This is a genomic window from Burkholderia pyrrocinia, from assembly GCF_003330765.1.
Taxonomy (GTDB): Bacteria; Pseudomonadota; Gammaproteobacteria; order Burkholderiales; family Burkholderiaceae; genus Burkholderia; species Burkholderia pyrrocinia_B.
The window spans coordinates 31693-54562 of sequence record NZ_CP024904.1; the positions used below are offsets into that span (position 1 = coordinate 31693).

Genomic DNA, 22870 nt, shown 5'->3' on the forward strand with positions numbered 1-22870 from the left:
GTGCCGTGTTTGTTTCCCGGATTGCTTCAGGCAGCATGTACGGCTACCGTCAGCGCAAGCGTAGGCGATGTGGTGTTGCGGCAGTAGCCTCGCAAAGGACCTCACCATGTTGTCTCGGCGACAACAATCGACGACAGGAGGCGTGCGAGGCAATGGTCCGATACCAGCGAGAAGGCACCGGACGCCCTATAGCGCAATGATCGTGTGGCTCGACGGATCGCCGGCATGTTCTCCGAGCATCGCTTTCAGATCGCGCTCGATCGTGCCGCACAGCGTTGAAATGGGAACATCGTTTGCGCCGCCTTCAAACGGATTCTCCGTGCTTTCGCCAACCTGATCGAGCGATGTGTACATCCACGATACCGCGACACTGCATGGCACCACCAGCCAGACCATGTTGCCGTGCATGAAGCCGCTCACGCTATCGTTCAGCCGGTTGAATTCGTTCAGAAGACCGAACGGAAGCGACAGGCAAAAGAATCGTACGAACAGGGAGCTGACGGTCGCGTACTGACGCGGATAGGGGAAGTTCTTGAAACGTTCCGATCTTGACTGGAGATCAATGAAGTCTCCGATCATTTTTTGAAGCTCCATATAGAAATTAGAATTCAGGTGGCCGGCCATGTGAAGCATCTTCAGCGACGTGCCTTGCAGGCTCAACAGGAATGTAGCGATGGAATTGGAAGAAGAAAGTGCCTGCGCTGCTTCAGACGGAGACAGGTATTTTGGCAACAATTCCTTGATGTCTTTTTCCCACTCCGGAACGCGATAGAACCGCCGATACTCGGCATTGAAACGTTTGTGCGTGCTTTCCCAGATCCGGGGACGACGCAGCTCGTATCGCAGTGCGGTCAGCCAGGCAAGGTGCCGATAGACCAGTGTTCGGGAAATCTCGTCGTCCGTGACAAAATCGCGCGTGATTTGGCCCCAGCGGCGGCTTTTGCCGAGGATTTCAGTCCAGATGTCCAGCGCGTCCATTGCCCGGTTGTATGTTTGAACGTTCTTGAAGCCGACGATAAACGACGTCGCGGTTCCGAGGAGCGCCACGATCGTCAGGGGTATCGACAGCCATGTGATGGAACAGAATTTATACAGAATAACCGGTACGGAACCGAAAATAAGAAGCTCGTAAATCTTCCAGCGAGTCCAGATCAGGAATTCCGATAATTTGTACGATTTCCCGAGGTGCATTTTGTTTTCCTCATTGATGGTTCAGGTGGGTGACGAGGATGGTGTTTTATTAACGCGCGAAACCAGTGCTGCCTTGTTGCTGAATTGACAATAGCCGGACGGCTCCTGTTTCGGAGGTTGCTCACCTGGCGTGGGTGACGTACGGCCGAAGATCTTCCGTCACGCATCATGCCTGCGATCGATTCGGGCGGCATGTGATCGATTGGTGCCAAAGAGACAACATCGTGAGCACGATTGCGGCTCTACTGCGCAATGCCGTGTCGACCTAGGATGGCTTCGTGCGGCGGATTGCCGCTAACGGCATCCGTCGACATCGCAATTTTCCAACCGAGGACAACAACCATGTCGCAGAAAATCTTGATCGTGGGTGCCGGCTTCGCCGGCGTGTGGGGCGCACTGGGCGCAGCTCGCGTGCTGGATGGTGCGGGTGTGACGAGCAGTGACGTTGAAATCACGTTGATCTCCCCGAAACCGGAATTGCAGATTCGGCCGCGGCTGTACGAAAGCGAGCCGCAGCAGATGGCTGCACCGCTGCTGCCGCTGCTCGATGCCGTTGGCGTGAAATTTCTCGAGGGTAGCGTCGAAGCGATTTCCGTTCACGAGAAGACGGTCAGTGTCGCTGGCGCCAACGGCCAAAAGCATTTGCTCGCGTATGACCGCTTGTTGTTGACCAGTGGCAGCAAGTTGAGCAGGCCGCCGGTGCCCGGTCTGGCGGAGCACGCGTTTTCGGTCGATCGTATCGAGGACGCGGTCGCGCTCAATGACCACTTCGCGGCGCTGGCGAAACTGCCGGATTCGCCGGCACGCAATACGGTCGCGGTGGTCGGCTGCGGCTTTACGGGTATCGAGGTCGCGACTGAATTGCCCAAGCGATTGCGCGAGTGGTTTGGCCCGGACGCGACGAGCCGTGTCGTCGTGATCGGGGCGCAGGACGAAATCGGTCCCGATCTTGGCCCCAATCCTCGGCCGTATGTCGCTGAAGCCTTCGACTCGCTGGGCGTCGAGGCGGTACTCGGATCGCGTGTCGTGTCGGTCGGGGCGGATGGCGTTCGTACCGCGTCGGGCACGCATATCGAAGCGATGACCGTGATCTGGGCGGGCGGAATGCGCGCCAGCCCGCTGACGGCACATGTCTCGTCGCGTCTCGACCCGCTCGGACGTGTCGAGGTCGCACCTGATCTTCGCGTGGCAGAAGCGCCCCATGTGTTCGTGGCGGGAGATGTGGCGCGCGCGCGGTGCGACGATGACGGGCACGATGCATTGATGTCGTGCCAGCACGCTATCGTGATGGGGCAATTCGGCGGACACAACGTCGCCGCAGACCTGATCGGCGTGCCGACACTGGAATACCGGCAGCCGTTCTATGCGACATGCGTCGACCTCGGCGAATGGGGCGCTGTGTACTCGGAAGGCTGGGATCGGCAGATCAAGCTGACCCATGCGGAAGGCAAGGCGCGCAAGCAGATGATCAACACGCAGTGGATCTACCCGCCGGCACCGAATCGTACCGACGCGTTGGCAGCGGGTAATCCGCAGGCATCCTCCGACTGACCTGTCGGCGCCCCACGCGTATCGCGAAGTGCGCCGTGGGGCAGTCACGCACGGCGGCGGCAATGAACGTTTTCAACGGACAACGCGCTGCCGCCGCGCGACAGACATCGAGTCAGTCGACGACGGTCACGATATTGATGGTGCCTTGTCTGGCCATCTTTGCATACGGGCACAGGCGCTCTGCAGTTCGAACCATTTCTTCCGCGATGTCTCGATCGACGCCAGGTATCCGGACCCGGACATCGATGAGCAATGCATAGCCGCCGTCCATGGGATCGCGCCCGAACGAAACCTGCACCTCCACGACCGTGTCGGTGATCTCCATGTCGGCGCGTTTCTCGAGCAGGTTCAGCGCACCGTGGAAGCACGCGGCGAAGCCCGCCGCGAACAGCTGCTCCGGATTGGTCCCGTTGCCGGGCCCGCCGAACTCGGTGGGCAGGCGCAGATCGACGGCGAGATTGCCGTCATCCGAGCGGGCCACGCCGGATGCGCGGCCGTGTCCTGTCTCACCGCCGGACACGGTGACGGTCGTCGTATAAAGCGCTTGAAAATCCCGGCCCCGATACCTGTCGAGGAGGGAGAGCGGAGGGGCTTGCAGCTTCTTGTCATCCATGATGCATGCTCGAGTTCAGCGGCGCGCTCCGACCCTCAGTCATGCATTCGTCGAAGCGTCTTGCGAAGGGGGCTGCACTGCCCGGGCAGATAGCGTCTTCAGGAAATGCCGTGAAGCGCACTATCGTGTGAGGAATACGGCAATCTTCCGGTGCAGCCGGATTCCCGGTTCGTCTACGGGAGAAAGACGCTTCCATGCTAGAGGAGCACAAATGGTGACGGTATAGCCGCCAAGGGCGATTGTCTGTTTCCCGTTGGACACCAATCCGAACTCGGCGCGATGGGCGCCGCCACGAGCTTTCGCGTATCAACTGCCCAGGCAGGCGCGCAGCGTTTGTGCGTGACGCTGCGCTTCGCCCGCGTCGGCGATGTTCGCGAACCCGATGATGAGGCCGCGCGGCGTTTGCTGCGTGTGGCTGTTCGTATACCAGATCGAGAGCGGCAAGACTGCGAGTCCCGCGTCGCGGGCACGCGCGGCAACGGCGACGTCGTCGACCGGCCCGTCGGGCCCGTCTGCGAACCGCACCGCGAACTGGATGCCGCCGGCCGGCAATTCGACGATCAGGCGCTCGCCGAACGCCTGCCGCAATGCGTGCACGATCAGCGTGCGCCGTTCGCCGTACAGCGTACGCATCCGTTTCAGATGCCTGGCAAAGTGCCCCTGTTCGATGAAATCCGCCAGGGCCGCCTGCAAGAGCGTCGGCGAGCCGGCATTCATGCTGCATGCCACGCGCTCGACGCGCTCTACCGCGCGCTCCGGCACAACGGTGTACGCAAGCCGCAAACCGGGGTACATCGCCTTGCTGAAGGTGCTGCAATAGATCACGTGATCGCGGCGGTCGAGACTCTTCAGCGCCTGCAGCGGGCGGCCGAGATAGCGAAACTCGCTGTCGTAGTCGTCCTCGACGATCCAGCCCGACACCTTTTCGGCCCAATCCAGCAGGGCGATGCGTCGGGCAAGCGACAGCGTGTGCCCGAGCGGGCTCTGATGCGACGGCGTCACCAGCGCGAAGCGTGCCTGCGCGTCCAGCTGCATGCCGCGCGCGACGTCGATCCCTTCGGCGTCCACCGGCACCGGGACGAGTTGCACGCCGGTCTCGGACAGGAAGCTGCGTGCGAGCAGATAGCCGGGATCCTCGAACCAGACACGGTCGTTCGGACGCGCGAGGCTGCGCAGCACGAGTTCCAGCGTGGCGCGGTAGCCGCCGGTGATGAACACCTGTTCGGGCATGCAGGTGACGCCGCGCGACAGCGTCAGATAGGTGGCAATGTGTTCGCGCAGCGGCCGGTAACCAGCCGGATTCGGGTAGCCGAGCAGCGCGCGTTCGGCACTGCGCGTGCGCAACGACACGAGGCGGTGCCATACCTTGCGCGGAAATGCGTCGAGCGCCGGGAGCCCGGGTTGCAACGGGCGCGGCTCGCCGCTCATCGCGACGGCGATCGGCTGCGGGCGCCGCGGAGGCGGACTGTCGGGCGACATGCCCGGCGCCGGGCGCGCGTCGGCGTGTTCGGCGTGCGGTGCCGGTTCGTCGGCACGCGCGGGCGGCGACCGCGTCAGCGATATCGGCAGGGACGGCGAGACGAACGTGCCTGCCGCGCCGCGCATTTGCAGATAGCCCTCGTCGACCAGGATCGTGTAAGCCTGTTCGACGGTGCCGCGCGCCGTATTCAGTTGCGTCGCCAGGCCGCGCAGCGCGGGCACGCGATCGCCGGGGCGCAGATGACCCGCGGCGATCGCGGTTCTGAACCGCTCGCAAATCTGCAGATAGACCGGCAACTGCTGTTGCCGGTCGATTTCGATGGTCAGGGTGGGCGTTTGTGCAGACATCACGGTCTCGTGGGTGACGGGAGCAGACACGGCATGGACCAGTCCGATCGCCAATTCTTGGCACTTATGGATAGGACATGATTCTTCCACAATTGCGCCACGCGATGCGGCGGTTATGACGCCTTCAGCGGATACGGCCCCCGTCACGTCCTCCACGCGTTCCAATGAAATCCTTTCGTCAGGAGATTTTGCGATGAAGATCGTTGTCATCGGCGGTTCGGGCCTGATCGGCTCACGCGTCGTCACGCTGCTCGGCGAAGCGGGGCATCAGGCGCTGGCCGCATCGCCGCGTACCGGCGTCAATACCATCACGGGCGAAGGCCTGACCGACGCATTGACGGGCGCGGACGTCGTGGTGGACGTGGCGAATGCGCCGTCATGGGAACCCCAGGCGGTGCTGGACTTCTTCCGCACGTCGGCACGCAATCTCGGCAAGGCCGAAGTGGCTGCAGGCGTGCGCCATCACGTCGCGCTGTCGATCGTCGGCTGCGACCGGATGCCGGAGAACGGTTATTTCGCGGCCAAGGTTGCGCAGGAACAGGCGATCGAAGCGGCGGGCGTGCCGTACACGATCGTGCGCGCCACGCAATTCATGGAGTTCATCGGCGGTATTGCGGATTTCGGCACGGAAGGCGGCACGGTCCGCGTCGGCGATGGGCTGTTTCAGCCGATCGCCGCGGAAGACGTCGCGGCACTCGTCGCGCAGATCGCGCTCGCCGGGCCGCTGAACGGCACGGTCGAGATCGCGGGCCCGGATCGTGCGCCGTTCGCGGAGATCGTTGCGCGCTATCTGAAGTCGGTTGGCGACACGCGCGCGGTGGTGATCGATCGCGAGGCCCGCTACTACGGCGGCCGCGTCGAGGAAAAATCGCTGGTGCCGCTCGGGCCTGCGCGACTCGGCCGCATCGGTCTCGACTCGTGGCTTGCAAGAAGCTGATTCGCGTTCGCACGTGTGGCGGTTCGCCGGCGCAGGCCGGCGACGGGCAATCGGAATGAGCAGCATGTCTGGGGGCAGCTGAAATGAATCAATCGGATACATCGGAGCATGGCGTTCGTCGCGACCTGGCCGGCCGCGCCGATGCACTGTCGGCGAGCTTCGGTGCGAGCTATGCGGGCATCCTTGCATTCGTCGCAGTGGCGAGCGAGGGGAGTTTTACCAAGGCCGCCGAACGTCTCGGCGTCGGCCGGCCGGCCGTGAGCCGCAACGTCCAGAAGCTGGAGGCGCAGCTGAGTACGCGGCTGTTCCAGCGGACCACGCGCATGACCGAACTGACTTGCGAAGGCCAACGATTCTTCGAGAACTGCCATCAGGGCGTTGCGCAGATCGTGGAAGCCATGAACGACATGCTGGAGTTGCGGCAGGGGCCGCCGCGCGGCCTCATTCGCATCAGTTCGGCGGTGGGATTCGGCAGGAAAATCGTTGCGCCGCTGCTGGAAACGTTTGCGCAGGCCTACCCCGACATCGTCATCGATCTGCTGCTCGACGACCGGCCGATCGACCTGGTGTCGGAACGGATCGACGTGTCGTTCCGCAATGGACGCATCGAGGACTCCAGCATCATTGCCCGGCAACTGATTCCGATGCAGATGGCGCTCTGCGCGGCACCGTCGTATGTGGCCAGGCACGGCCTCCCGAAAAGTCTGGACGACCTGGACCGGCACGAGTGCATCAATTTCCGTTTTGCCAGCGGTCGTGTATTCGAATGGGAATTCAATGTCGAAGGCCGCGTGCAAAAGTACCTGCCGACGTCCCGCCTCACGTTCAACGACGCGGATCTGGTGTTGCGCGCGGTGCTGAACGGGTCGGGCATTGCGCAGATGGCGGGCTATCAGATCCGCGACCATATCGCATCGAACGAGCTCGTTGTCGCGCTGGCGAAGCATGTGCCGGAAGATCGCGGCCACTACATCTGCTATCTCAGCCGGCAACATCTTCCGACGCGCATTCGTATTTTCGTCGACTTCATGACCGACCAGATACGCGCACTCGACCTGAACTGCATGACGCGGTTCAACCCGGATAGCCCCGATGCTTCGCCGGCCGAACGGGCGGCGTGACGAAACGGTGACAGAGGGCCGTTCGGGCCCGTGCACGCGACCCCATTGACGCATCGCCTCGCATCCGATTACGCTCCGCCGATCTGAGAAAATCGGCGGATGATGCGTGTTCCTGCGACGACGGAGGCTTGCAATGCCGAAAGAAAAAAAGAAACTACTGCCGAAGGACTTCGAGACGTTGCTCGACGAAGGGGACCTCGCGAAGCTTCAGGCGGTGTTTGACACCTGCGACGTGAATGCGCGCGGCGGCCCGAGCAAGCGCACCGCGCTGTCGTTCGACCGTTGTCCCGACGATCTCGCGCGCTGGCTCGTCGCGCAGGGTGCGGACGTTGGCGCGGCCGACGCATACGGCAACACGGCACTGCACGTTCGCGCCCGCAGCCGCCGCAGCCGCTTCGACGTGCTGCTCGAACTCGGCGCGGACGTTCACGATGACGGTGCGTCGATCGGCACCGCGCTACATGCGGCGGCCGACTCGCGCAATGCGCGGTCCGCCCGACTGCTGCTCGATCACGGCGCGCGCGTCGACGCGTTGAACCGCGACGGGCAGACGCCGCTCGAGCGCGCGCTGCGCAGCTGCGGCAATGCGGATCTGGAGCACATGGTGGCGCTCGCCGAAGTGCTGCTCGACGCCGGCGCGGCGCGGACGCCGCGCATGCAAACCTGCGTGACGGAGATCGGCGAGCGTTTCGAGTTCATGCGCGAGCGCTTCAACCCGGAATCCGTCGACGCGGCGAGCACCGCGCTGGACCGGCTCTACGCGTTGTTCGACGTGCCGCCGGTGCCGCGCCGTCAACTGCACGACGGCCGCTCGCCGATCGTCGTCGCGGCCGGCTCGTGGCAGGAACAGCATCAGGCATTGTGGACGCAACTGGTGCCGGGGGCGGGGCACGCGGCGACCGTGCAGGGCGAAATCATCCGGATCTCGGGCCGCATCGCGCATGAGCTCGACCACAACGGCGGCTGCAACTGGGACGCGGACTTCCGGAAGATGGCCGATGCGTTCGCGGCATTCGTGCGCACCGGCACGTCGCTGCCGGCCGCCGATTTGTCGGATATGGATACGGTCGTACAAGACGTCAAGCGCCAGGCCGGCGACCCGGCGCAACTATGCCGGTTCGCTGTCGCATGGGTGCGCCTGAACCCCGATCCGCTCGAACTCGCGCCGCCGTCCTATCGGCGGTAGCCAGGCTCCGTTGCGCACGGCCCGATGCCTGTCGGGCCATTCCAGACTCCCCGTGATCTCCCCGTGATTCCCGGAAACCGCCGTTCCGCCGGCATCCCCATTTTTGGGGATGCTATCGCCGGACGGTACGCCTACTATTGCCAGCAGGGCGCCGGGTACTCGATGTAACCAAAGCAAGCGGACAGGCCTGCCATTCCGTGTCGATTGCTGCGAACGTCCACGCAGTTTACTGACACAGCCGTTGCGTACGATGACGAGCAACGTGTGCGGTGCGTCGTTTGCATCGCGGCACGATGGCGCGTTGATGACGGAAGGCCTGATATCGCATTTCGGGGAATTTCAATCAATATGCTGGCTCGAGACTATGTGGAACGAGAGCTTTCTCACATACAGAGAATGGTGGCTCTCCTGGATAACGAGACGATCGCTAACGATGCGTCGATGTCGGGCGCCGCGCGTGTGAGGCATCCGAGTTACTGGCGAGGGCGAATCGAGGAACTGCTGTCGACGCCCGATGTGCCGCGTCACGTCAGAAAGCTCGGCGAAGCGGTGCTCGCGAAGATCGACGCGATGGAATTGCGGTTTCCGACGATGAAGTAAGTGCATCGTCGGAACATGCGCCGAACGCGCGGGCTGCTGCGATGGACAACCCGGCCGGCACGGCGCGCGTGAGCGTGAGCGGCCGTGATCCGGAAGCGTCGTGTTCCATCCCGTCGTCGCGGCTCACCCGGACGCCATCACATCCAGCAGGGCCGCACGAAACGCGGCCATCTCCGCAGCGGTGCCGATGGACACGCGAAGATATTCCGGCGGGCCGGACTCGCGAATCAGGACCCCGTGGCGCAGGAGTCCGCTCCAGATCCGGTGGCGATCCACGAACTTGCCGAACATCACGAAGTTGGCGTCTGAATCGGCTACCGCGAGGCCCTGGCTGCGCAGCCAGCAAACGGTTGCGTCGCGCTCGGCCTTGATCGCTTCGACTTGCGACAGCATCTCGTCTCGCGCGACCAGCGCCGCGCAGGCAGCCGCCTGGGTAAAGGCGGACAGGTGATAGGGCAGTCGAACCAGCTTCAGCGCTGCCACGATCGCAGGCGCGCACGCGCAATACCCGACGCGGCCACCCGCGAATTTGAACGCCTTGCTCAACGGGCGGGAGAAGACAAGCCGCGGATGGTTCGGCAGCAGCGTCACCGCGCTGCGGACTCCACGACGCCGAAACTCCGCATAGGCTTCGTCCACGACGACCACGCCCGGCGCGATGTCGAGTATGGCCCGGATATCGTCGACAGGAAGCGCGGTTCCGGTTGGGTTGTTCGGCGACGTCAGCAGAATCACGTTCGGCTGATGCGCGCGGATGCTGTCGATCGCCTGATTCAGATCCAGCGCGAAATCCTCGGCGCGCGGCAACGTATGCAAGCGCGTGAAGGTCGTGCGGCAGTATTCGTCGTACATCGGATACGCGGGCGTAAAGGCCAGCGCCGATCGCCCGGGGCCGCCGAATGCCTTGAGAATCTGCTGGATCACCTCATTCGAGCCGTTCGCCGGCGCAACAGGTTTCCCGCGCGAACGCGGGAAACCCGGTCGGGTCTTCGCCCGTTACAACGCCGGCGCCCACGTCGAACCGAACGGGTTCGACTGGTCGATGCCGGGGAAGTCGACGAACGCCTTGCTGCAATCGAGCACGCTGGCCGGATCGATCGTGCGGGTCGCGGTGCCGTTGACGACGACACGGTTCGCGGTCGACGGGAACACCGGCAGGTTCACGTTGTGCAGCGTGAGGTTGGCGTCGGACGCGATCGTCGAGATGCCGTCAGGCGTGTCGGCCACCACGTCGCTCAGCGACATCACGAGCGGGAACGCCGGCTCGCCGTATCCGCCGGTATTCGCTTCGAAGCCCTGCAGCTTCACGCCGGCCGTGCCCAGGATCACGACGTTCGCGAGCGAGATGTCGTGGAAGTTCGGATACAGCGGGCCGCTCGCCGGCACGGCCTTCGTGCTGTAGTACGGCGTGAACAGCAGCGCGTTCTTCGCATCGCGGATGCAGATGTTCGCGTAGCGGATGTTGCTCACTTCGCCGCCGCGCGCATAGTCGGACTTGATCCTCAGCCCTTCCTCGGAATCCTGGAACGAATTGTCGTACACCTGAACGTTCGTCACGCCGCCGTTGGTCTCGCTGCCGATCGAGATGCCGTGCCCCCAGTAGATGTGGTTGTGCGCGATCACGACGCCCCATTTGCGATCGGCGCGCACGTCGCGATTGCCGTCGATGCCGAACAGCTGCGAGCCGGCGGGCGCCGGGTTGTTGCTGCCCTTGAGCGCGATGTCGTCGTCGCCGGTGCTCACATAGTTGTACGCGAACACGAAGTTCTTCAGGTAGCCGTCGAACGACATCGTGCCGGCGGATGTCGTCGTGCTGCCCGTCGACAGCGTCGCCGACGTGGGCTTCGATGCGGAGCCCGGATCGAACGCGTCGGTGTTCTTCACGTTGTCCGCATTGAACGTCTGCCCGTTGTACAGCGGGTTGCCGTTGCCGGCCGGGTTCGCGAACGCGGCGAGCGTCGGCGTCTGCACCTTCACGTTCCAGATCGTCAGCCCGTCGACGCCGCTCGGCACCACGTGGAAATTCGGGCTGTTGTTCAGCGTGACGCGGTACAGCGTGAGGTTTTTCGCGTAGTTGAACACCATCAGCCGGAAATTCGATTGCGAGCCGAAGCCTGTCGTGCCGTTCTGCACCATGTTGCCGAGATACGCGAGATCCCACCACGTCATGTTGCGTACCGTCGATTTCGAATCGACGACGGTGCCGCCGTCGTCGCAGGCGGTGCCGTCCGGCGCCACGGTGCCGCCCTTGTATGCCGCGTAGGTGTTCGAGCAGGTCAGGTCGACCTTCATCAGCGGATATTTCGCATCGGACGTCACGAGCTCCGCGTAGCCGCGCCCGTCGATCCGGCCGTCGCCGACCACCGCCGCGTTGACGAGGTTCGTGCCGGTGATCAGCGCGGCGCAGTTCGACGAGCTGCCGGCCTTGGTCGAGCTGACCGCCGTGTTGCCGCAATACGGCCCGGCCGCGTTGGGCGAATACGTCTTCACGTCGCGCGACGCATACAGCGTGACGCCCTTGTCGATCCACAGCGTCACGCCGGACGGCAGCGTCAGCGGCCCGCTGATGAAGCCGTTGCCGGGCCCCGCGTGATTGACGACCAGACGCACCGCGAACTTGCTCGCGCGGTACTTCGGCTTCGCGAGCTCCTCGCCGGACGCGCCGGCGATGTTGACGTTCGGTGCGGCGGCCGCCTTCTGCGCGGCGGTGGCCGCGGCGTCGGCCGCCGCGATCGTTGCGCCGACCTCGGCGTCCACCGCCGCGCCGCACGCGTCGAGCGCGGCCTGGATGCGCGCCTGGTCGGGGTTGGCCGTCGCGGCCGACACGGCCTTGCCGACGCCCGCGGTCGACGGGTCGGCCTCCGGCGGCAGCGAGCCGTCGGGGCGGCTCACGAGCGTATTGCCGGCTTCGAGCGTGCTGCAGACCTGCGTATCGGCGGGCAGCGCGGGTTCGGCCGGCAGGTTTGCATCGACGGTCGTCGTGCCGACCTGGAACACGCTGGTGGCGGGCGGCGCGGTGGCCGCCGCGCCGCCGGTGCTCGAGTCGTCGCCGCCGCACGCGCTCAGCGTCGCGGCCGTCGCGAGCAACGCCGCAAGCAGGCCGAGCGCGCGGGGGCGTCCGTTCGGCCGGGAAACAAGGGAAGTCATGACGGTATCTCCTGATGAGGCATCGGCTGCGCGCGATGCCGGGTTGGTATGGGTAGTTCGTTCGGACGGCACGCGTCATCGCGGCGCGGGCGCGCCGCCTGAACGTGTTGCCGGCAAGGCTGGAGCGGGCGGGCGCAGGCCTCCGGCGCGGGTCGTCGGGGCAGGCGCCACGGGCGCGATCGCGTCGCGCGCGATGCGTGGCCGGCGCGTGCTCGTGGCATCGCGGCGGACAGTTCGCGTCGTGGTCAGTCATCCTATAACGACATCAGGCAAAGCGAAAGATTGCCTGCTGGTACCGGGAAACGGTCGCGCGGGCGGCTGATTCAAATGCGGACCCGTTTCCGGAAAACGTTTCGCTGAAAATCGGCCAAGCAGAGAATGTGATTCCCCGGAATGCACCGAAAACCCCTAATGGCAATGGTTATAGGGGTATGCACCAAGTGAGTTAAACGGTTAACCGACGTACATTCGCGTCAACATGTCATACGACGTACGACTCAGCGGTTCAGGGAGCGCATCGCCGACGAGCGCGCATCCCGACGGATCGCCGCACAACAACGATCGACCATCAAGGAGATTCACCATGAAGCACCGATTCACCGGTTCCCGTACCGCACTGGCCGTCGCGCTGATGGCCGGCTTCGCGATGTCCGCTCACGCGCGCGTGTTCCGCTCGGCGGACGTGCACGGCGACAACTTCCCGACCAACATGGCCGTGAAGTTCATGGGCGACGAGCTGTCGAAGCAGACGGGCGGCAAGGATTCGATCAAGGTGTTCGGCAACAGCGCGCTCGGCTCCGAGAAGGACACGGTCGACCAGGTCCGGATCGGCGCGATCGACATGGCGCGCGTAAACGGCGCGTCGTTCAACGAGATCGTGCCGGAATCGCTGATCCCGTCGTTCCCGTTCCTGTTCCGCGACGTCGACCATTTCCGCAAGGCGATGTACGGCCCGGCCGGCCAGAAGATCCTCGATGCGTTCACGGCGAAGGGGATGATCGCGCTGACGTTCTACGAGAGCGGCGCGCGCTCGATATATGCGAAGCGCCCGGTGCGCTCGCCGGCCGACATGAAGGGGCTGAAGGTGCGCGTGCAACCGTCCGACCTGATGGTCGACGAGATCAGGGCGATGGGCGGCACGCCGACGCCGATGCCGTTCGCCGAGGTGTACACCGGGCTGAAGACGGGCCTCGTCGACGCGGCGGAAAACAACCTGCCGTCGTACGAGGAAACGAAGCACTACGAGGTGGCGCCCGATTACTCGGAGACGCAGCACGCGATGACGCCGGAAGTGCTGGTGTTCTCGAAGAAGACCTGGGACACGCTGTCGCCGCAGGAGCAGGCGGCGATCCGGAAGGCGGCGGCCGATTCGGTGCCGTACTACCAGAAGCTGTGGACCGCGCGCGAGGCGTCCGCGCAGCAGAGCGTGACGAAGGGCGGCGCGAAAATCCTGCCGGCCGCGCAGATCGACCGCGCGGCGTTCGTGAAGGCGATGCAGCCGCTGTGGACGAAGTACGAGAAGACGCCGCAGATGAAGCAGATCGTCGACGAGATCGAGGCGACCAAGTGACGCGTCGCACTTCCCTGAACAGCGCGGCGGCCGCCGGTTCGTCGGCCGCCGCCCCGGACGGCGCGGCGCCGGCACGGCCGCACGCCGCGCCGTTGCTGCGCTGCGTGAACGACGTGCTGTTCCGTGTGCTGGCCGTGATCGCGTCGGCCTGTCTCGCGGCGCTCACGGTGCTGGTGTTCTACGCGGTCGTGATGCGCTACGTGTTCGAGAACGCGCCGGATTTCGTCGAGCCGATCGCGCTGCTGCTGGTGATCGTGATCGCGATGTTCGGTGCGGCGATGAAGGTGCGCGACGGCGGCCATATCGGCCTCGACTCGCTCGTGCGCCGGCTGCCGCCGAACGCGCGCACCGTGGTCGTCGCGATCCAGCACCTGAGCCTGATCGCGTTCGCGATCGCGATCATGGTCGGCTGCGGCAGCATGGCCGCCGAGACGATGGGCGACCGCATTCCGATCATCGGTCTGCCCGAAGGCGTGCGCTACCTGATCACGATGCCCGCGGCGATCGCGATCATCCTCTTTTCGCTCGAGCACCTGCTCGCGCTTCGTCGTCCTCCGTCGAAACAATAACGCCATGGAACTCGCGATCCTGTCCGTCAGTTTTTTGATTTTCCTCGTGCTCGGCGTGCCCGTGTCGTTCGCGCTCGGGATAGCCTGCGTGCTGACCTATATGGTCGAAGGCCTGCCGATCGCGACCGCGATGCAGGCGATGATCTCGGGGATGAACGCGTTCTCGTTCCTCGCGGTGCCGTTCTTCATCTTCTCCGGCGAGCTGATGCTGCACGGCGGCATCGCGGACCGGATCCTGCGCTTCGCGCAGGCGACCGTCGGCCACTTCCGCGGCGGCCTCGGGATGGCGAACGTCGTCGCCTGCACGCTGTTCGGCGGCGTGTCGGGCTCGCCGACCGCCGATACGTCGGCGATGGGCGGCGTGGTGATCCCGCTGATGAAGCGCGAAGGCTACAGCGCCGCGTACGCGGTCAACGTGACGACGCATGCGTCGCTCGCCGGCGCGCTGATGCCGACGTCGACCAACATGATCATCTATGCGTTCGCCGCGCAGGGGATCACGGGCATGCTGCACGGCCAGCCGGTGAGCGGCGTGTCGATCGGCGACCTGCTGTTCTCGGGGCTGCTGCCGGTGTTGTGGGTGATGGGCTTCGTGCTTGCCGCCGCGTACTGGCAGGCCGTGCGTCACGGCTATCCGCGCCGTGAAGACGGCTCGTCCGCGCTGCCCGCGTTTCCCGGCTGGTATGCGGTGCTGCGCAGCTTCGTCGGCGCGGTGCCCGGGCTGATGGTGATCGCGATCATCCTCGTGTGCGTCGCGAAGGGGATTGCCACCGCGACGGAAGCGGCCGCGATCGCCGTCGTGTACTCGCTGGTGCTGACCGCGATCGTCTACCGGACGCTGACGGTCGCGAAGCTGCGCCGCGCGCTGTCGCATGCGGCCCGCACGACGGGCGTCGTGCTGCTGCTGATCGCGGTGTCCAACATGTTGCGCTTCCAGATGTCGTACCTGGAGATTCCGGATGCGATCGAAGGGCTGCTGAAGGCGTCGACCGCCGCGCCGTGGCTGATGCTGCTGTACATCAACATCATCCAGGTGTTCCTCGGCACGTTCGTCGACATGGCCGCACACATCCTGATCACGACGCCGCTGTTCCTGCCGATCGCGATGGCGTGCGGCGTCGGGCCGGTCCAGTTCGGGATCATGCTGCTGCTGAACTGCTCGCTCGGCCTCGTGCATCCGCCGATCGGGTCGGTGCAGTTCGTCGGATGCGCGATCGGCAACGTGTCGATCGGCGAGACGACGAAGATGGCGTGGCCGTATTACCTCGCGATCTTCAGTGCGATCAACATCGTCACGTACCTGCCGTTCTTCTCGACCTGGCTGCCGAGCCTGATCAGCGGGCACGCGGTGTTCTGATCGCGCGCTTCGCCTGTCGCGGCGCCGGACGACGCAGGTTGTCCGGCGCCGCATTCATATCTGCGGTTCTCTTTACTCCCCAGGAAAACGCATGAAAACGAAAGCACTCTGGCGCGCCGTCGCGGCGGCCGCCTTCGGAATGGTCGCGTCGCTCGCGCACGCGGCGACGTATGCGTACGTATCGAACAGCGACAGCCGCGACATCTCGGTGTTCAGCGTCGCCCCGTCGAACGGCGCGCTGACCGCGATCGAAACCGTGCCGGTCGGCGGCACCGTGATGCCGATGACGCTGTCGCCCGATCATCATCGCCTCTATGCGGCGCTGCGCTCGACGCCGTATCGCGTCGTCAGCTTCGCGATCAACCCGCTCGACGGACGGTTGAGCGAGCTGGGCCGCGCGCCGCTCGCGGACAGCATGGCCTACGTGTCGACCGACGCGTCGGGCCGCTATCTGTTCTCGGCGTCGTATGGCGGCAACCTGCTCGCGGTGAACCGGATCGGCGAGAACGGTATCGCGGGCGACGTGCAGCAGACGGTGAAGACGGGCCCGATGGCGCACGCGATTCGGCAGTCGCCGGACGGCCGCTACGCGTTCGCGTCGGTGCTCGGCGCCGATGCGTGGCTGCGCTTGCCGTTCGACGCGTCGACGGGCGCACTGACCGACGTCGCGACGCCGGCGTACCGGCTGCCGGAAAAATCCGGCCCGCGCCATTTCGTGTTTTCGTCGAACGGGCGCTTCGCGTACCTGATCGACGAGCTCGACGGCAAGCTGCACGTGCTCGCGCTGTCGCGCGGCGGCGCCGAGGCGCGGCCGATCCAGACCGTGTCGATCCTGCCGCCCGACTTCCACGGCGACAAGCCGTGGGGCGCGGACCTGCACCTGACGCCGGACGGACGATTCCTGTATGCGTCGGAGCGCACGTCGAGCACGCTCGCCGCGTATCGCGTCGACGCCGCGTCGGGCAAGCTCACGCGGATCGGCACGATTGCAACCGAGAAGCAGCCGCGCGGCTTCGGCATCGATCCGTCGGGCAACTATCTGCTCGCGGCCGGGCAGTTGTCGCCGACGCTGGCCGTCTACCGGATCGACCGCAGCACGGGGCACCTCGACGAGATCGGCAAATACCCGGTCGGCAACGGCGCGAACTGGGTGGAGATCGTGTCGTACGACGGGACGAACTGAGTGGCGACGAAACGGGCGGCCTGGCTCACGTGCCGCTCGTTTCCGAAACGCGGCGGCAGGACCGTACGCGGGAATGCCTTTGATCGAATCAAGTTAACGAGACGCAGGCCGTTAACCCATACAGTAAAACTTCAAGAACCGATTCATCATGCGCGATCTGAAGGTAAAGAACAGTTTGCTCGCCGTGCTGGCCGCTTTTGCAGCGATGATCGTGGTCGGTGGCATCGTCGGGATCGCGGCACTCGGAAACGCGAACACGAACGCGAAGCGCCTGCATGAAATCGCCGCCCAGACGTTGCTCGTCAACGACGCCTACAAGGACAGCACCCGTACCCGCTCGGCACTCGTGCGCGCCTATGCGGCGCTGAAGGAGCACAACGACCCGGCGCAGCGCGATTCGGCACTGCAAAGCGCGCAGCGGACGTTCGATTTGTCCGCGAAGGAAACGCAGGCGTTTCAGAGCGCTTCATCAGCCGCCGGCATCGACACCGACCTGAAGCGGGCACTGGTCGAATCGTCAACGCATCTCGCGACCGTCCTCGCACGCGCGACCGACGCGCTGCGCAACGGCGATACCGCTGCGTACGCAACGATCAACGACAAGGAGATCACCACGGCCGGCCAGGTCTACTCGGCGAACGTCGAGAAATTCCAGCGCCTCGCGAACCGGCTGTCGGAAGAAACGATCGATGACGACAACGCCGCCTACACGCGCATCATCGCGATGGTCGGCATCGGCGTGACGCTTGCGCTCGCGCTGATCGTCGCGACGCACTTCGCGTTGCGCCGGATCGTGTCGCGGCCGCTCGCGAACGCAGCCGCGCTGCTCGACCGCATCGCATCGAACGACCTGACCGTGACCGTACCGGACGCAGGCCGCAATGAAATCGGCCAATTGTTCGCGGCGATGAAGCGGATGCAGGGCGGTCTCGTCGCCACCGTCGCCGGCGTGCGCGACAGCAGCGACGCGATCCACACGGCCGCACGCGAGATCGCTGCGGGCAACCTCGATCTGTCGAGCCGCACCGAGCAGCAGTCCGCGTCGCTCGAAGAAACGGCTGCGAGCATGGAGCAACTGACGTCGACGGTTCGCCAGAGTGCGGACCATGCCCAGCAGGCAAGCACGCTTGCCGCGAGCGCGGCGGACCTCGCGCAGCACGGTGGCGAACTGGTCGGCCGTGCGGTCGACATGATGGGCGTGATCAATGCGAGCTCGAAGAAGATCGCGGAGATCACCGGGATGATCGACGGGATCGCATTCCAGACCAATATCCTCGCGCTGAATGCGGCGGTCGAATCGGCACGCGCGGGCGAACACGGGCGCGGCTTTGCAGTCGTTGCGGGTGAGGTGCGCACGCTCGCGCAGCGCAGCGCGAGTGCCGCGCGGGAGATCGGCCAGCTGATCGGCACGTCGATCGACGACGTCCGCAGCGGCAACGAACTTGTCGCGCAGGCGGGCCATGCAATGGACGAGATCGTGTCGTCGGTGCGACGCGTGGCGACGATCATGACCGACATCACGACGGCGACGGTCGAACAGAGTGCCGGCATCGACCAGGTCGGCCAGGCGGTCAGCCAGATGGATCAGATGACGCAGCAGAACGCTGCGCTCGTCGAACAGGCGAGTGCTGCTGCGACCGCGCTCGAGCATCAGGCCAGCTCGATGCAGGCCGCGATGTCGGTCTTTCGTATCGCGCACGTGGGCTGACCCGGTTCCGGAATCGGCATTGCCCGGAACCTCCGCGACAAGGCCGACGCCTGAGCGGCAAAACGGTATCGCGGGTGGGTGGGCGGGCGCCGGATCGGCGGAGGCATCACGCCGCTGTTCCGGGTGGGCGTTCGGGCGCCTCGTCATACGCGCGCCTGCAACCTGTGCGATGATTCGCCGCTTCGCGTTCGTCACAGAACGCCACTGACTGCGGCGCCCGCTTCCGGGCCGCTGCCAATCGTGCCGACACCCGGAGACGACATGCCCGCACACATCGTTCATGGCAGTACCCTGCATTACCAGGATCAAGGCACCGGCTTTCCAGTGCTGCTCGGGCACAGCTATCTGTGGGACGCGGCGATGTGGGCGCCTCAGATCGACGCGCTGTCGCGCCGGTATCGCGTGATCGTGCCGGACCTGTGGGGGCACGGCGCATCGGGCGCACTGCCCGAAGGCACGCAGACGCTCGACGATCTCGCCGCGCATGCGAGTGCGCTGCTCGATGCGCTGGAGATCGAACAGTGCGCGGTCGTCGGGCTCAGCGTCGGCGGCATGTGGGGCGCGCGGCTTGCGTTGCGCGAACCGCAGCGCGTGCGTTCGCTCGTGCTGATGGATGCGTCGCTGGAGGCCGAACCCGACGCGACGCGGATGCGCTACTTCGGGATGCTCGATGCGATCGCCGCCGCGGGCCGCATTGCGCCGCCGCTGCTCGATGCGATCGTGCCGCTGTTCTTCCGGCCGGACGTCAATCTGGCGGACCCGGTGCCGACCGCGTTTCGCGATGCGCTGGCGAGCCTGCCGGCCGACCGGCTGCGGCAATCGATCGTCCCGCTGGGCCGGTTGATCTTCGGCCGGCCCGACACGCTGTCGGCGCTGGCCGGGCTGGACGCCGAACGCACGCTGCTGATGTGCGGCGCGGGCGACATGGCGCGTCCGCCGTCGGAAACCGTGAAGATGGCGAGCGTGATCGGGTGCCCGCATGCGCTGGTGCCGGACGCCGGCCACATCTCGAACCTGGAAAATCCCGCGTTCGTCACGCGTGCGCTGCTCGACTGGTTCGACGGGCAACGGCTGTCGGCAGGCTGACGCACGCGCGGGCGACGCCGGCGCATGCCGCGCGGCGTCGCGTCACGCCAACCTGCGTCACGCGCGCTCGCGGACCGGCGTGAACTTCCTGTCCTGCACCCGGGCTTCGTCGATGCCGCCGCGAACGAGGCTCAGCGCTTCCGCGCGGCTCGACACGCACGGGCCTGAACCCGGCAGCGGCTGGCGCGCGGTCTCGCGCAGCGCGAGCACCGACACGATGCCGATGAACGACGCGCCCATCAGGTAGTACGCGGGCATCATCAGGTCGCCGGTGCGATCGACCAGCCACGCGGTGACGAGCGGCGTCGTGCCGCCGAACAGCGACACCGACACGTTGAAGCCGATCGCGAGCGCGCCGTAGCGGATCCGCGTGGGAAACAGCGCCGGCAGCGCCGACGGCATCACGCCCGTGAACGTCGACAGCAACGTGCCGTAGATCAGCATCCCGCCGAACACGGGCAGCATGCCGCCGGTGCGAATCAGCATCAGCGCCGGCACCGACAGCACGAGCAGGCCCACGCAGCCGGCCATCATCACCGGCTTGCGGCCGATCTTGTCCGACAGGTGCCCGGCGTACAGCGTCATCGGCATCATCAGCACCATCACGAGCAGCACCAGGAACAGGCCGTGCGATTCCTGGAAGTGCAGCGTCGCCGACAGATAGCTCGGCAGGTACGACAGCGCCATGTAGTCGGTCACGTTGAAGATCAGCACGAGGCCGACGCAGAGCAGCAGCGGCTTCCACTGTTCGACGAGCAACTGCGCGAAGCTTTGCTTAGGCCGCGCGCGTTCGTCCGCTTCGCGTGCTTCGGCCTCCTTCTTGAACGCCGGCGTTTCCTCGAGCTTGAGCCGGACGTAGAGGCCCGCGAGGCCGAGCGGGCCGGCGACGAAGAACGGCACGCGCCAGCCCCATGACAGCAACGCTTCCTGCGACAGCGTCGCGGTGAGCAGCGCGACCGTCGCCGCGCCGAGCGTATAGCCGATCAGCGTGCCGAATTCGAGGAAGCTGCCCATGAAGCCGCGGCGCTTGTCGGTCGAGAATTCGGCGATGAAGGTGGCCGCGCCGCCGTATTCGCCGCCGGTCGAGAAACCCTGCACGAGACGCGCGACGAGCAGCAGCACGGGCGCCATGATGCCGATCGACGTGTAGCTGGGGATCAGGCCGATCGCGAACGTGCCGGCGGCCATCATGATCATCGTGGCGGCGAGCACGCGCTGGCGGCCGATGCGGTCGCCGAGCGGGCCGAACACCATGCCGCCGAGCGGGCGCACGAGGAACGCGGCCGCGAACGTGCCGAAGGTCGCGAGCAGCTGCGCGGACGGGCTGCTGGACGGGAAGAACACCTTGCCGAGCGTGACGGCGATGTAGCTGTACACACCGAAGTCGAACCATTCCATCGCATTGCCGAACGCCATCGCGCCGACCGCGCGCTTGACGACGGCAGGGTCGACGATCGTGATGTCATCCAGCTTGACGGACTTGCGCGAAGACCGGGCTTTCGCGGGGTGCGCTTGCGATGAACTCAATGAACTCTCCTGGAAGGGCCCTGGCGACCGGCCGGACGGTCGGCGCGGCGGGAGGGCGCGGGCCGTCGGGGGCGAAGGTGGTGTCTCGGGATCGCCTCGGTGTCGGTGAAGCGGCGTGCAGCGGGCTACACCGGGCAAGCGTGTTGTGTGAAGCAGTGTAGAGAAACACGGGGAGGGCGGACTATCGGTCATGCGCCTGGAAACCGGTTGTAAACGACACGCCGGGCGGTCCGTATCGGAGCGTCGGCGGTCTATACCGGAGCGGAGCTTGATCGCCGCATGCGTTGCTGTACGTGAAAACGAGACAGGGTCACTGGTTTATTTGTTTCTAAAGCCGAATAGCAAACGCGGTCCCCACCGCCAGGCGGCTGACCGTCAATCGCCATTCGTGCGCAACGGCAATTTCCTTGCAGATGGCCAGTCCGAGGCCGGCGCCGTCGTGCCGGGCATCCGGCGCGCGCCAGAACCGATTGAACAGGAATGGGAGATGCTCCTGCTTGATGCCGGGCCCTTCATCCACCACCTGGATCGAGACTTCGTCGATAACGATCGACACGACGCTATTGGGTAACGAAACATTGATCGCGTTCTCGACAATGTTCTTGAGCAGGATGAACAACGCGCTCCGGTCCGCCCAGATTGGCGCAAGCGTAACCGGCGCGTCGATCTGAAGTTTGACCTGAGCACGGTCGGCCTTGCGCGCCAGATACGCAACGACATCCTGCGCGATATCCACGCTGCTGACTTCGCCGAAGCTGAAGTTCTGTGCTTCGCTGACTTCGGCCAGATGCAGCAACTGGCGAGCCTGGCGCGCCATCAGGTCGATCTCGCGAAACAGCAGGTCCTTGTTTTCGATCTCGGGCTGCAGTTCGATCTGGCCTCGGATCAGCGTAAGCGGGGTCTGCAATTCGTGCGCCGCGGACGCGAGAAACTGCTGCTGCACGGCAAACCCGTTCTCCAATCGGCTGAGCGCTGCATTGAATGCGTCGATGAGCGGCTTGATCTCGCTCGGAATGCCCCTGGAAGAAAGGCGCGTCTTGAGATTGCGCGGCGTGATCAGCGCCGCGGCGCTCGACGCCTCTCGAAGCGGCCTGAGCAGCCAATGCACCGCGAAGGTCAGTGTCAGGCCGAATATGATCGTCGTGAAGACGATCGTCGTTGTGACCGTGCCCGGAATCTGCTTGACCTTCGCGCCGATCAACGCCTCGATAAAACGCATGCTCGTCGCGGTCTGGACATAGAAGACCTGATGGGCCCGCAGAACCGGAAGCGTCACGATGTCGAACGGCTCGCCGCCGATCGTCGCCGACGCGAATTTGCCGATGGCGGAAAGGTCGCCAGTAATCCAGGGCGCGCTGCCCGGAGCAGCGCTCGACGAGAGCAAGATGTTTCCGCGCTCGTCGAGCACCCGATATTTGACCTCGGTCGGCAGCACCTTGAACATCCACGCCGTAGTCTTGGGAAGCGCTACCGAAATCGGGCGGCCGGCATCGTCAAAACGGAGTCCCTCCTCGACGTGCGTAATATCTTCCGTCAGCTCGTGTCGTCCGAGCGGCTGCTCCGGGAAATGATCGAACAAGTAGACGGCCAGCGCGGCCAGCGCGGTCAGCGTGACCGCGAGCACGATCACGCTCGTCACCCACAGCCGTGCGGACAAACTTCGAATCCAGCGATTGAGCATGTCAAACCTGCGATGG

The 22870-nt window shown here is 65.1% G+C and carries 17 protein-coding genes and 1 pseudogene; 11 read left to right on the plus strand and 7 right to left on the minus strand.

The genetic code is table 11. The features are described 5' to 3' along the window. Positions 1-186 precede the first annotated feature (186 nt). Complete coding sequence (locus tag CUJ89_RS33300; RefSeq protein ID WP_114181732.1) at positions 187-1191, minus strand: bestrophin family protein; 1005 nt, start codon at positions 1189-1191, stop codon at positions 187-189. A gap of 342 nt (positions 1192-1533) precedes the next feature. On the opposite strand from CUJ89_RS33300, the gene CUJ89_RS33305 reads away from it, so the two are divergent. Then, positions 1534-2742, plus strand: coding sequence for an NAD(P)/FAD-dependent oxidoreductase (locus CUJ89_RS33305; protein WP_114181733.1), 1209 nt, complete (start codon positions 1534-1536; stop codon positions 2740-2742). Between the two features lie 112 nt (positions 2743-2854). Here the strand turns inward: CUJ89_RS33305 and CUJ89_RS33310 are convergent, their stop codons facing one another. Both CUJ89_RS33310 and CUJ89_RS33315 read right to left on the minus strand, forming a co-directional pair. Further along, positions 2855-3355 carry an Ohr family peroxiredoxin gene (locus CUJ89_RS33310; protein ID WP_114181734.1) on the minus strand — a complete coding sequence of 167 codons (501 nt, stop codon included), beginning with the start codon at positions 3353-3355 and terminating at the stop codon, positions 2855-2857. A gap of 306 nt (positions 3356-3661) precedes the next feature. After that, positions 3662-5182, minus strand: a complete 1521-nt coding sequence (locus CUJ89_RS33315; protein WP_114182430.1) for a PLP-dependent aminotransferase family protein — start codon at positions 5180-5182, stop codon at positions 3662-3664. A 193-nt stretch (positions 5183-5375) separates the two neighbouring features. Between CUJ89_RS33315 and CUJ89_RS33320 the strand changes: the two genes are divergently transcribed. The 4 genes from CUJ89_RS33320 (at position 5376) to CUJ89_RS33335 (ending at position 9026) form a co-directional block, all read left to right on the plus strand. Then, positions 5376-6119, plus strand: a complete 744-nt coding sequence (locus CUJ89_RS33320) for an SDR family oxidoreductase (RefSeq protein ID WP_114181735.1) — start codon at positions 5376-5378, stop codon at positions 6117-6119. Between the two features lie 83 nt (positions 6120-6202). Then, a complete protein-coding gene (locus CUJ89_RS33325; RefSeq protein ID WP_114181736.1) occupies positions 6203-7240 on the plus strand; it encodes a LysR family transcriptional regulator in 1038 nt (345 codons plus the stop codon). Positions 7241-7373: 133 nt separating this feature from the next. Beyond that, entirely contained in the window at positions 7374-8426 is a 1053-nt protein-coding gene (locus tag CUJ89_RS33330; RefSeq protein ID WP_114181737.1) for an ankyrin repeat domain-containing protein, read from the plus strand. A gap of 348 nt (positions 8427-8774) precedes the next feature. Further along, positions 8775-9026, plus strand: a complete 252-nt coding sequence (locus CUJ89_RS33335) for a hypothetical protein (RefSeq protein ID WP_114181738.1) — start codon at positions 8775-8777, stop codon at positions 9024-9026. Positions 9027-9149: 123 nt separating this feature from the next. On the opposite strand, the pseudogene CUJ89_RS33340 reads toward CUJ89_RS33335, so the two are convergent. Both CUJ89_RS33340 and CUJ89_RS33345 read right to left on the minus strand, forming a co-directional pair. Further along, positions 9150-9974, minus strand: a pseudogene (locus CUJ89_RS33340) (histidinol-phosphate transaminase); the annotation flags it as partial. A gap of 48 nt (positions 9975-10022) precedes the next feature. Beyond that, positions 10023-12173 carry a glycoside hydrolase family 28 protein gene (locus CUJ89_RS33345; protein WP_114181739.1) on the minus strand — a complete coding sequence of 717 codons (2151 nt, stop codon included), beginning with the start codon at positions 12171-12173 and terminating at the stop codon, positions 10023-10025. A gap of 583 nt (positions 12174-12756) precedes the next feature. Here CUJ89_RS33345 and CUJ89_RS33350 point away from each other — a divergent pair. The 6 genes from CUJ89_RS33350 to CUJ89_RS33375 all read left to right on the plus strand — a co-directional run bounded on the left by CUJ89_RS33350 (position 12757) and on the right by CUJ89_RS33375 (position 19646). Further along, positions 12757-13743 carry a TRAP transporter substrate-binding protein gene (locus tag CUJ89_RS33350; protein ID WP_114181740.1) on the plus strand — a complete coding sequence of 329 codons (987 nt, stop codon included), beginning with the start codon at positions 12757-12759 and terminating at the stop codon, positions 13741-13743. After that, positions 13740-14312, plus strand: coding sequence for a TRAP transporter small permease (locus tag CUJ89_RS33355; RefSeq protein WP_114181741.1), 573 nt, complete (start codon positions 13740-13742; stop codon positions 14310-14312). The genes CUJ89_RS33350 and CUJ89_RS33355 overlap by 4 nt, the downstream gene beginning before the upstream one ends. A gap of 4 nt (positions 14313-14316) precedes the next feature. Beyond that, entirely contained in the window at positions 14317-15669 is a 1353-nt protein-coding gene (locus CUJ89_RS33360; protein ID WP_114181742.1) for a TRAP transporter large permease, read from the plus strand. A gap of 91 nt (positions 15670-15760) precedes the next feature. Then, positions 15761-16852, plus strand: coding sequence for a lactonase family protein (locus CUJ89_RS33365; protein WP_114181743.1), 1092 nt, complete (start codon positions 15761-15763; stop codon positions 16850-16852). 148 nt (positions 16853-17000) lie between these two features. Further along, on the plus strand, positions 17001-18560 hold the full coding sequence (locus CUJ89_RS33370) for a methyl-accepting chemotaxis protein (RefSeq protein WP_114181744.1): 1560 nt from the start codon (positions 17001-17003) through the stop codon (positions 18558-18560). 261 nt (positions 18561-18821) lie between these two features. Continuing rightward, positions 18822-19646, plus strand: a complete 825-nt coding sequence (locus CUJ89_RS33375; protein ID WP_114181745.1) for an alpha/beta fold hydrolase — start codon at positions 18822-18824, stop codon at positions 19644-19646. Positions 19647-19703: 57 nt separating this feature from the next. Here CUJ89_RS33375 and proP read toward each other — a convergent pair whose 3' ends face one another. Both proP and CUJ89_RS33385 read right to left on the minus strand, forming a co-directional pair. Then, complete coding sequence (proP, locus tag CUJ89_RS33380) at positions 19704-21365, minus strand: glycine betaine/L-proline transporter ProP (protein WP_415859063.1); 1662 nt, start codon at positions 21363-21365, stop codon at positions 19704-19706. 136 nt (positions 21366-21501) lie between these two features. Next, positions 21502-22854, minus strand: a complete 1353-nt coding sequence (locus CUJ89_RS33385) for an ATP-binding protein (protein ID WP_114181747.1) — start codon at positions 22852-22854, stop codon at positions 21502-21504. Between the last annotated feature and the right edge of the window lie 16 nt (positions 22855-22870).

What these genes read in the sequence shown, in the direction of transcription:
- CUJ89_RS33300 (WP_114181732.1), bottom strand. Translation starts at nt 1,191, where the DNA reads ATGCACCTCGGGAAATCGTACAAATTATCGGAATTCCTGATCTGGACT.
- CUJ89_RS33305 (WP_114181733.1), top strand. Translation starts at nt 1,534, where the DNA reads ATGTCGCAGAAAATCTTGATCGTGGGTGCCGGCTTCGCCGGCGTGTGG.
- CUJ89_RS33310 (WP_114181734.1), bottom strand. Translation starts at nt 3,355, where the DNA reads ATGGATGACAAGAAGCTGCAAGCCCCTCCGCTCTCCCTCCTCGACAGG.
- CUJ89_RS33315 (WP_114182430.1), bottom strand. Translation starts at nt 5,182, where the DNA reads ATGTCTGCACAAACGCCCACCCTGACCATCGAAATCGACCGGCAACAG.
- CUJ89_RS33320 (WP_114181735.1), top strand. Translation starts at nt 5,376, where the DNA reads ATGAAGATCGTTGTCATCGGCGGTTCGGGCCTGATCGGCTCACGCGTC.
- CUJ89_RS33325 (WP_114181736.1), top strand. Translation starts at nt 6,203, where the DNA reads ATGAATCAATCGGATACATCGGAGCATGGCGTTCGTCGCGACCTGGCC.
- CUJ89_RS33330 (WP_114181737.1), top strand. Translation starts at nt 7,374, where the DNA reads ATGCCGAAAGAAAAAAAGAAACTACTGCCGAAGGACTTCGAGACGTTG.
- CUJ89_RS33335 (WP_114181738.1), top strand. Translation starts at nt 8,775, where the DNA reads ATGCTGGCTCGAGACTATGTGGAACGAGAGCTTTCTCACATACAGAGA.
- CUJ89_RS33345 (WP_114181739.1), bottom strand. Translation starts at nt 12,173, where the DNA reads ATGACTTCCCTTGTTTCCCGGCCGAACGGACGCCCCCGCGCGCTCGGC.
- CUJ89_RS33350 (WP_114181740.1), top strand. Translation starts at nt 12,757, where the DNA reads ATGAAGCACCGATTCACCGGTTCCCGTACCGCACTGGCCGTCGCGCTG.
- CUJ89_RS33360 (WP_114181742.1), top strand. Translation starts at nt 14,317, where the DNA reads ATGGAACTCGCGATCCTGTCCGTCAGTTTTTTGATTTTCCTCGTGCTC.
- CUJ89_RS33365 (WP_114181743.1), top strand. Translation starts at nt 15,761, where the DNA reads ATGAAAACGAAAGCACTCTGGCGCGCCGTCGCGGCGGCCGCCTTCGGA.
- CUJ89_RS33370 (WP_114181744.1), top strand. Translation starts at nt 17,001, where the DNA reads ATGCGCGATCTGAAGGTAAAGAACAGTTTGCTCGCCGTGCTGGCCGCT.
- CUJ89_RS33375 (WP_114181745.1), top strand. Translation starts at nt 18,822, where the DNA reads ATGCCCGCACACATCGTTCATGGCAGTACCCTGCATTACCAGGATCAA.
- proP (WP_415859063.1), bottom strand. Translation starts at nt 21,365, where the DNA reads ATGACCGATAGTCCGCCCTCCCCGTGTTTCTCTACACTGCTTCACACA.
- CUJ89_RS33385 (WP_114181747.1), bottom strand. Translation starts at nt 22,854, where the DNA reads ATGCTCAATCGCTGGATTCGAAGTTTGTCCGCACGGCTGTGGGTGACG.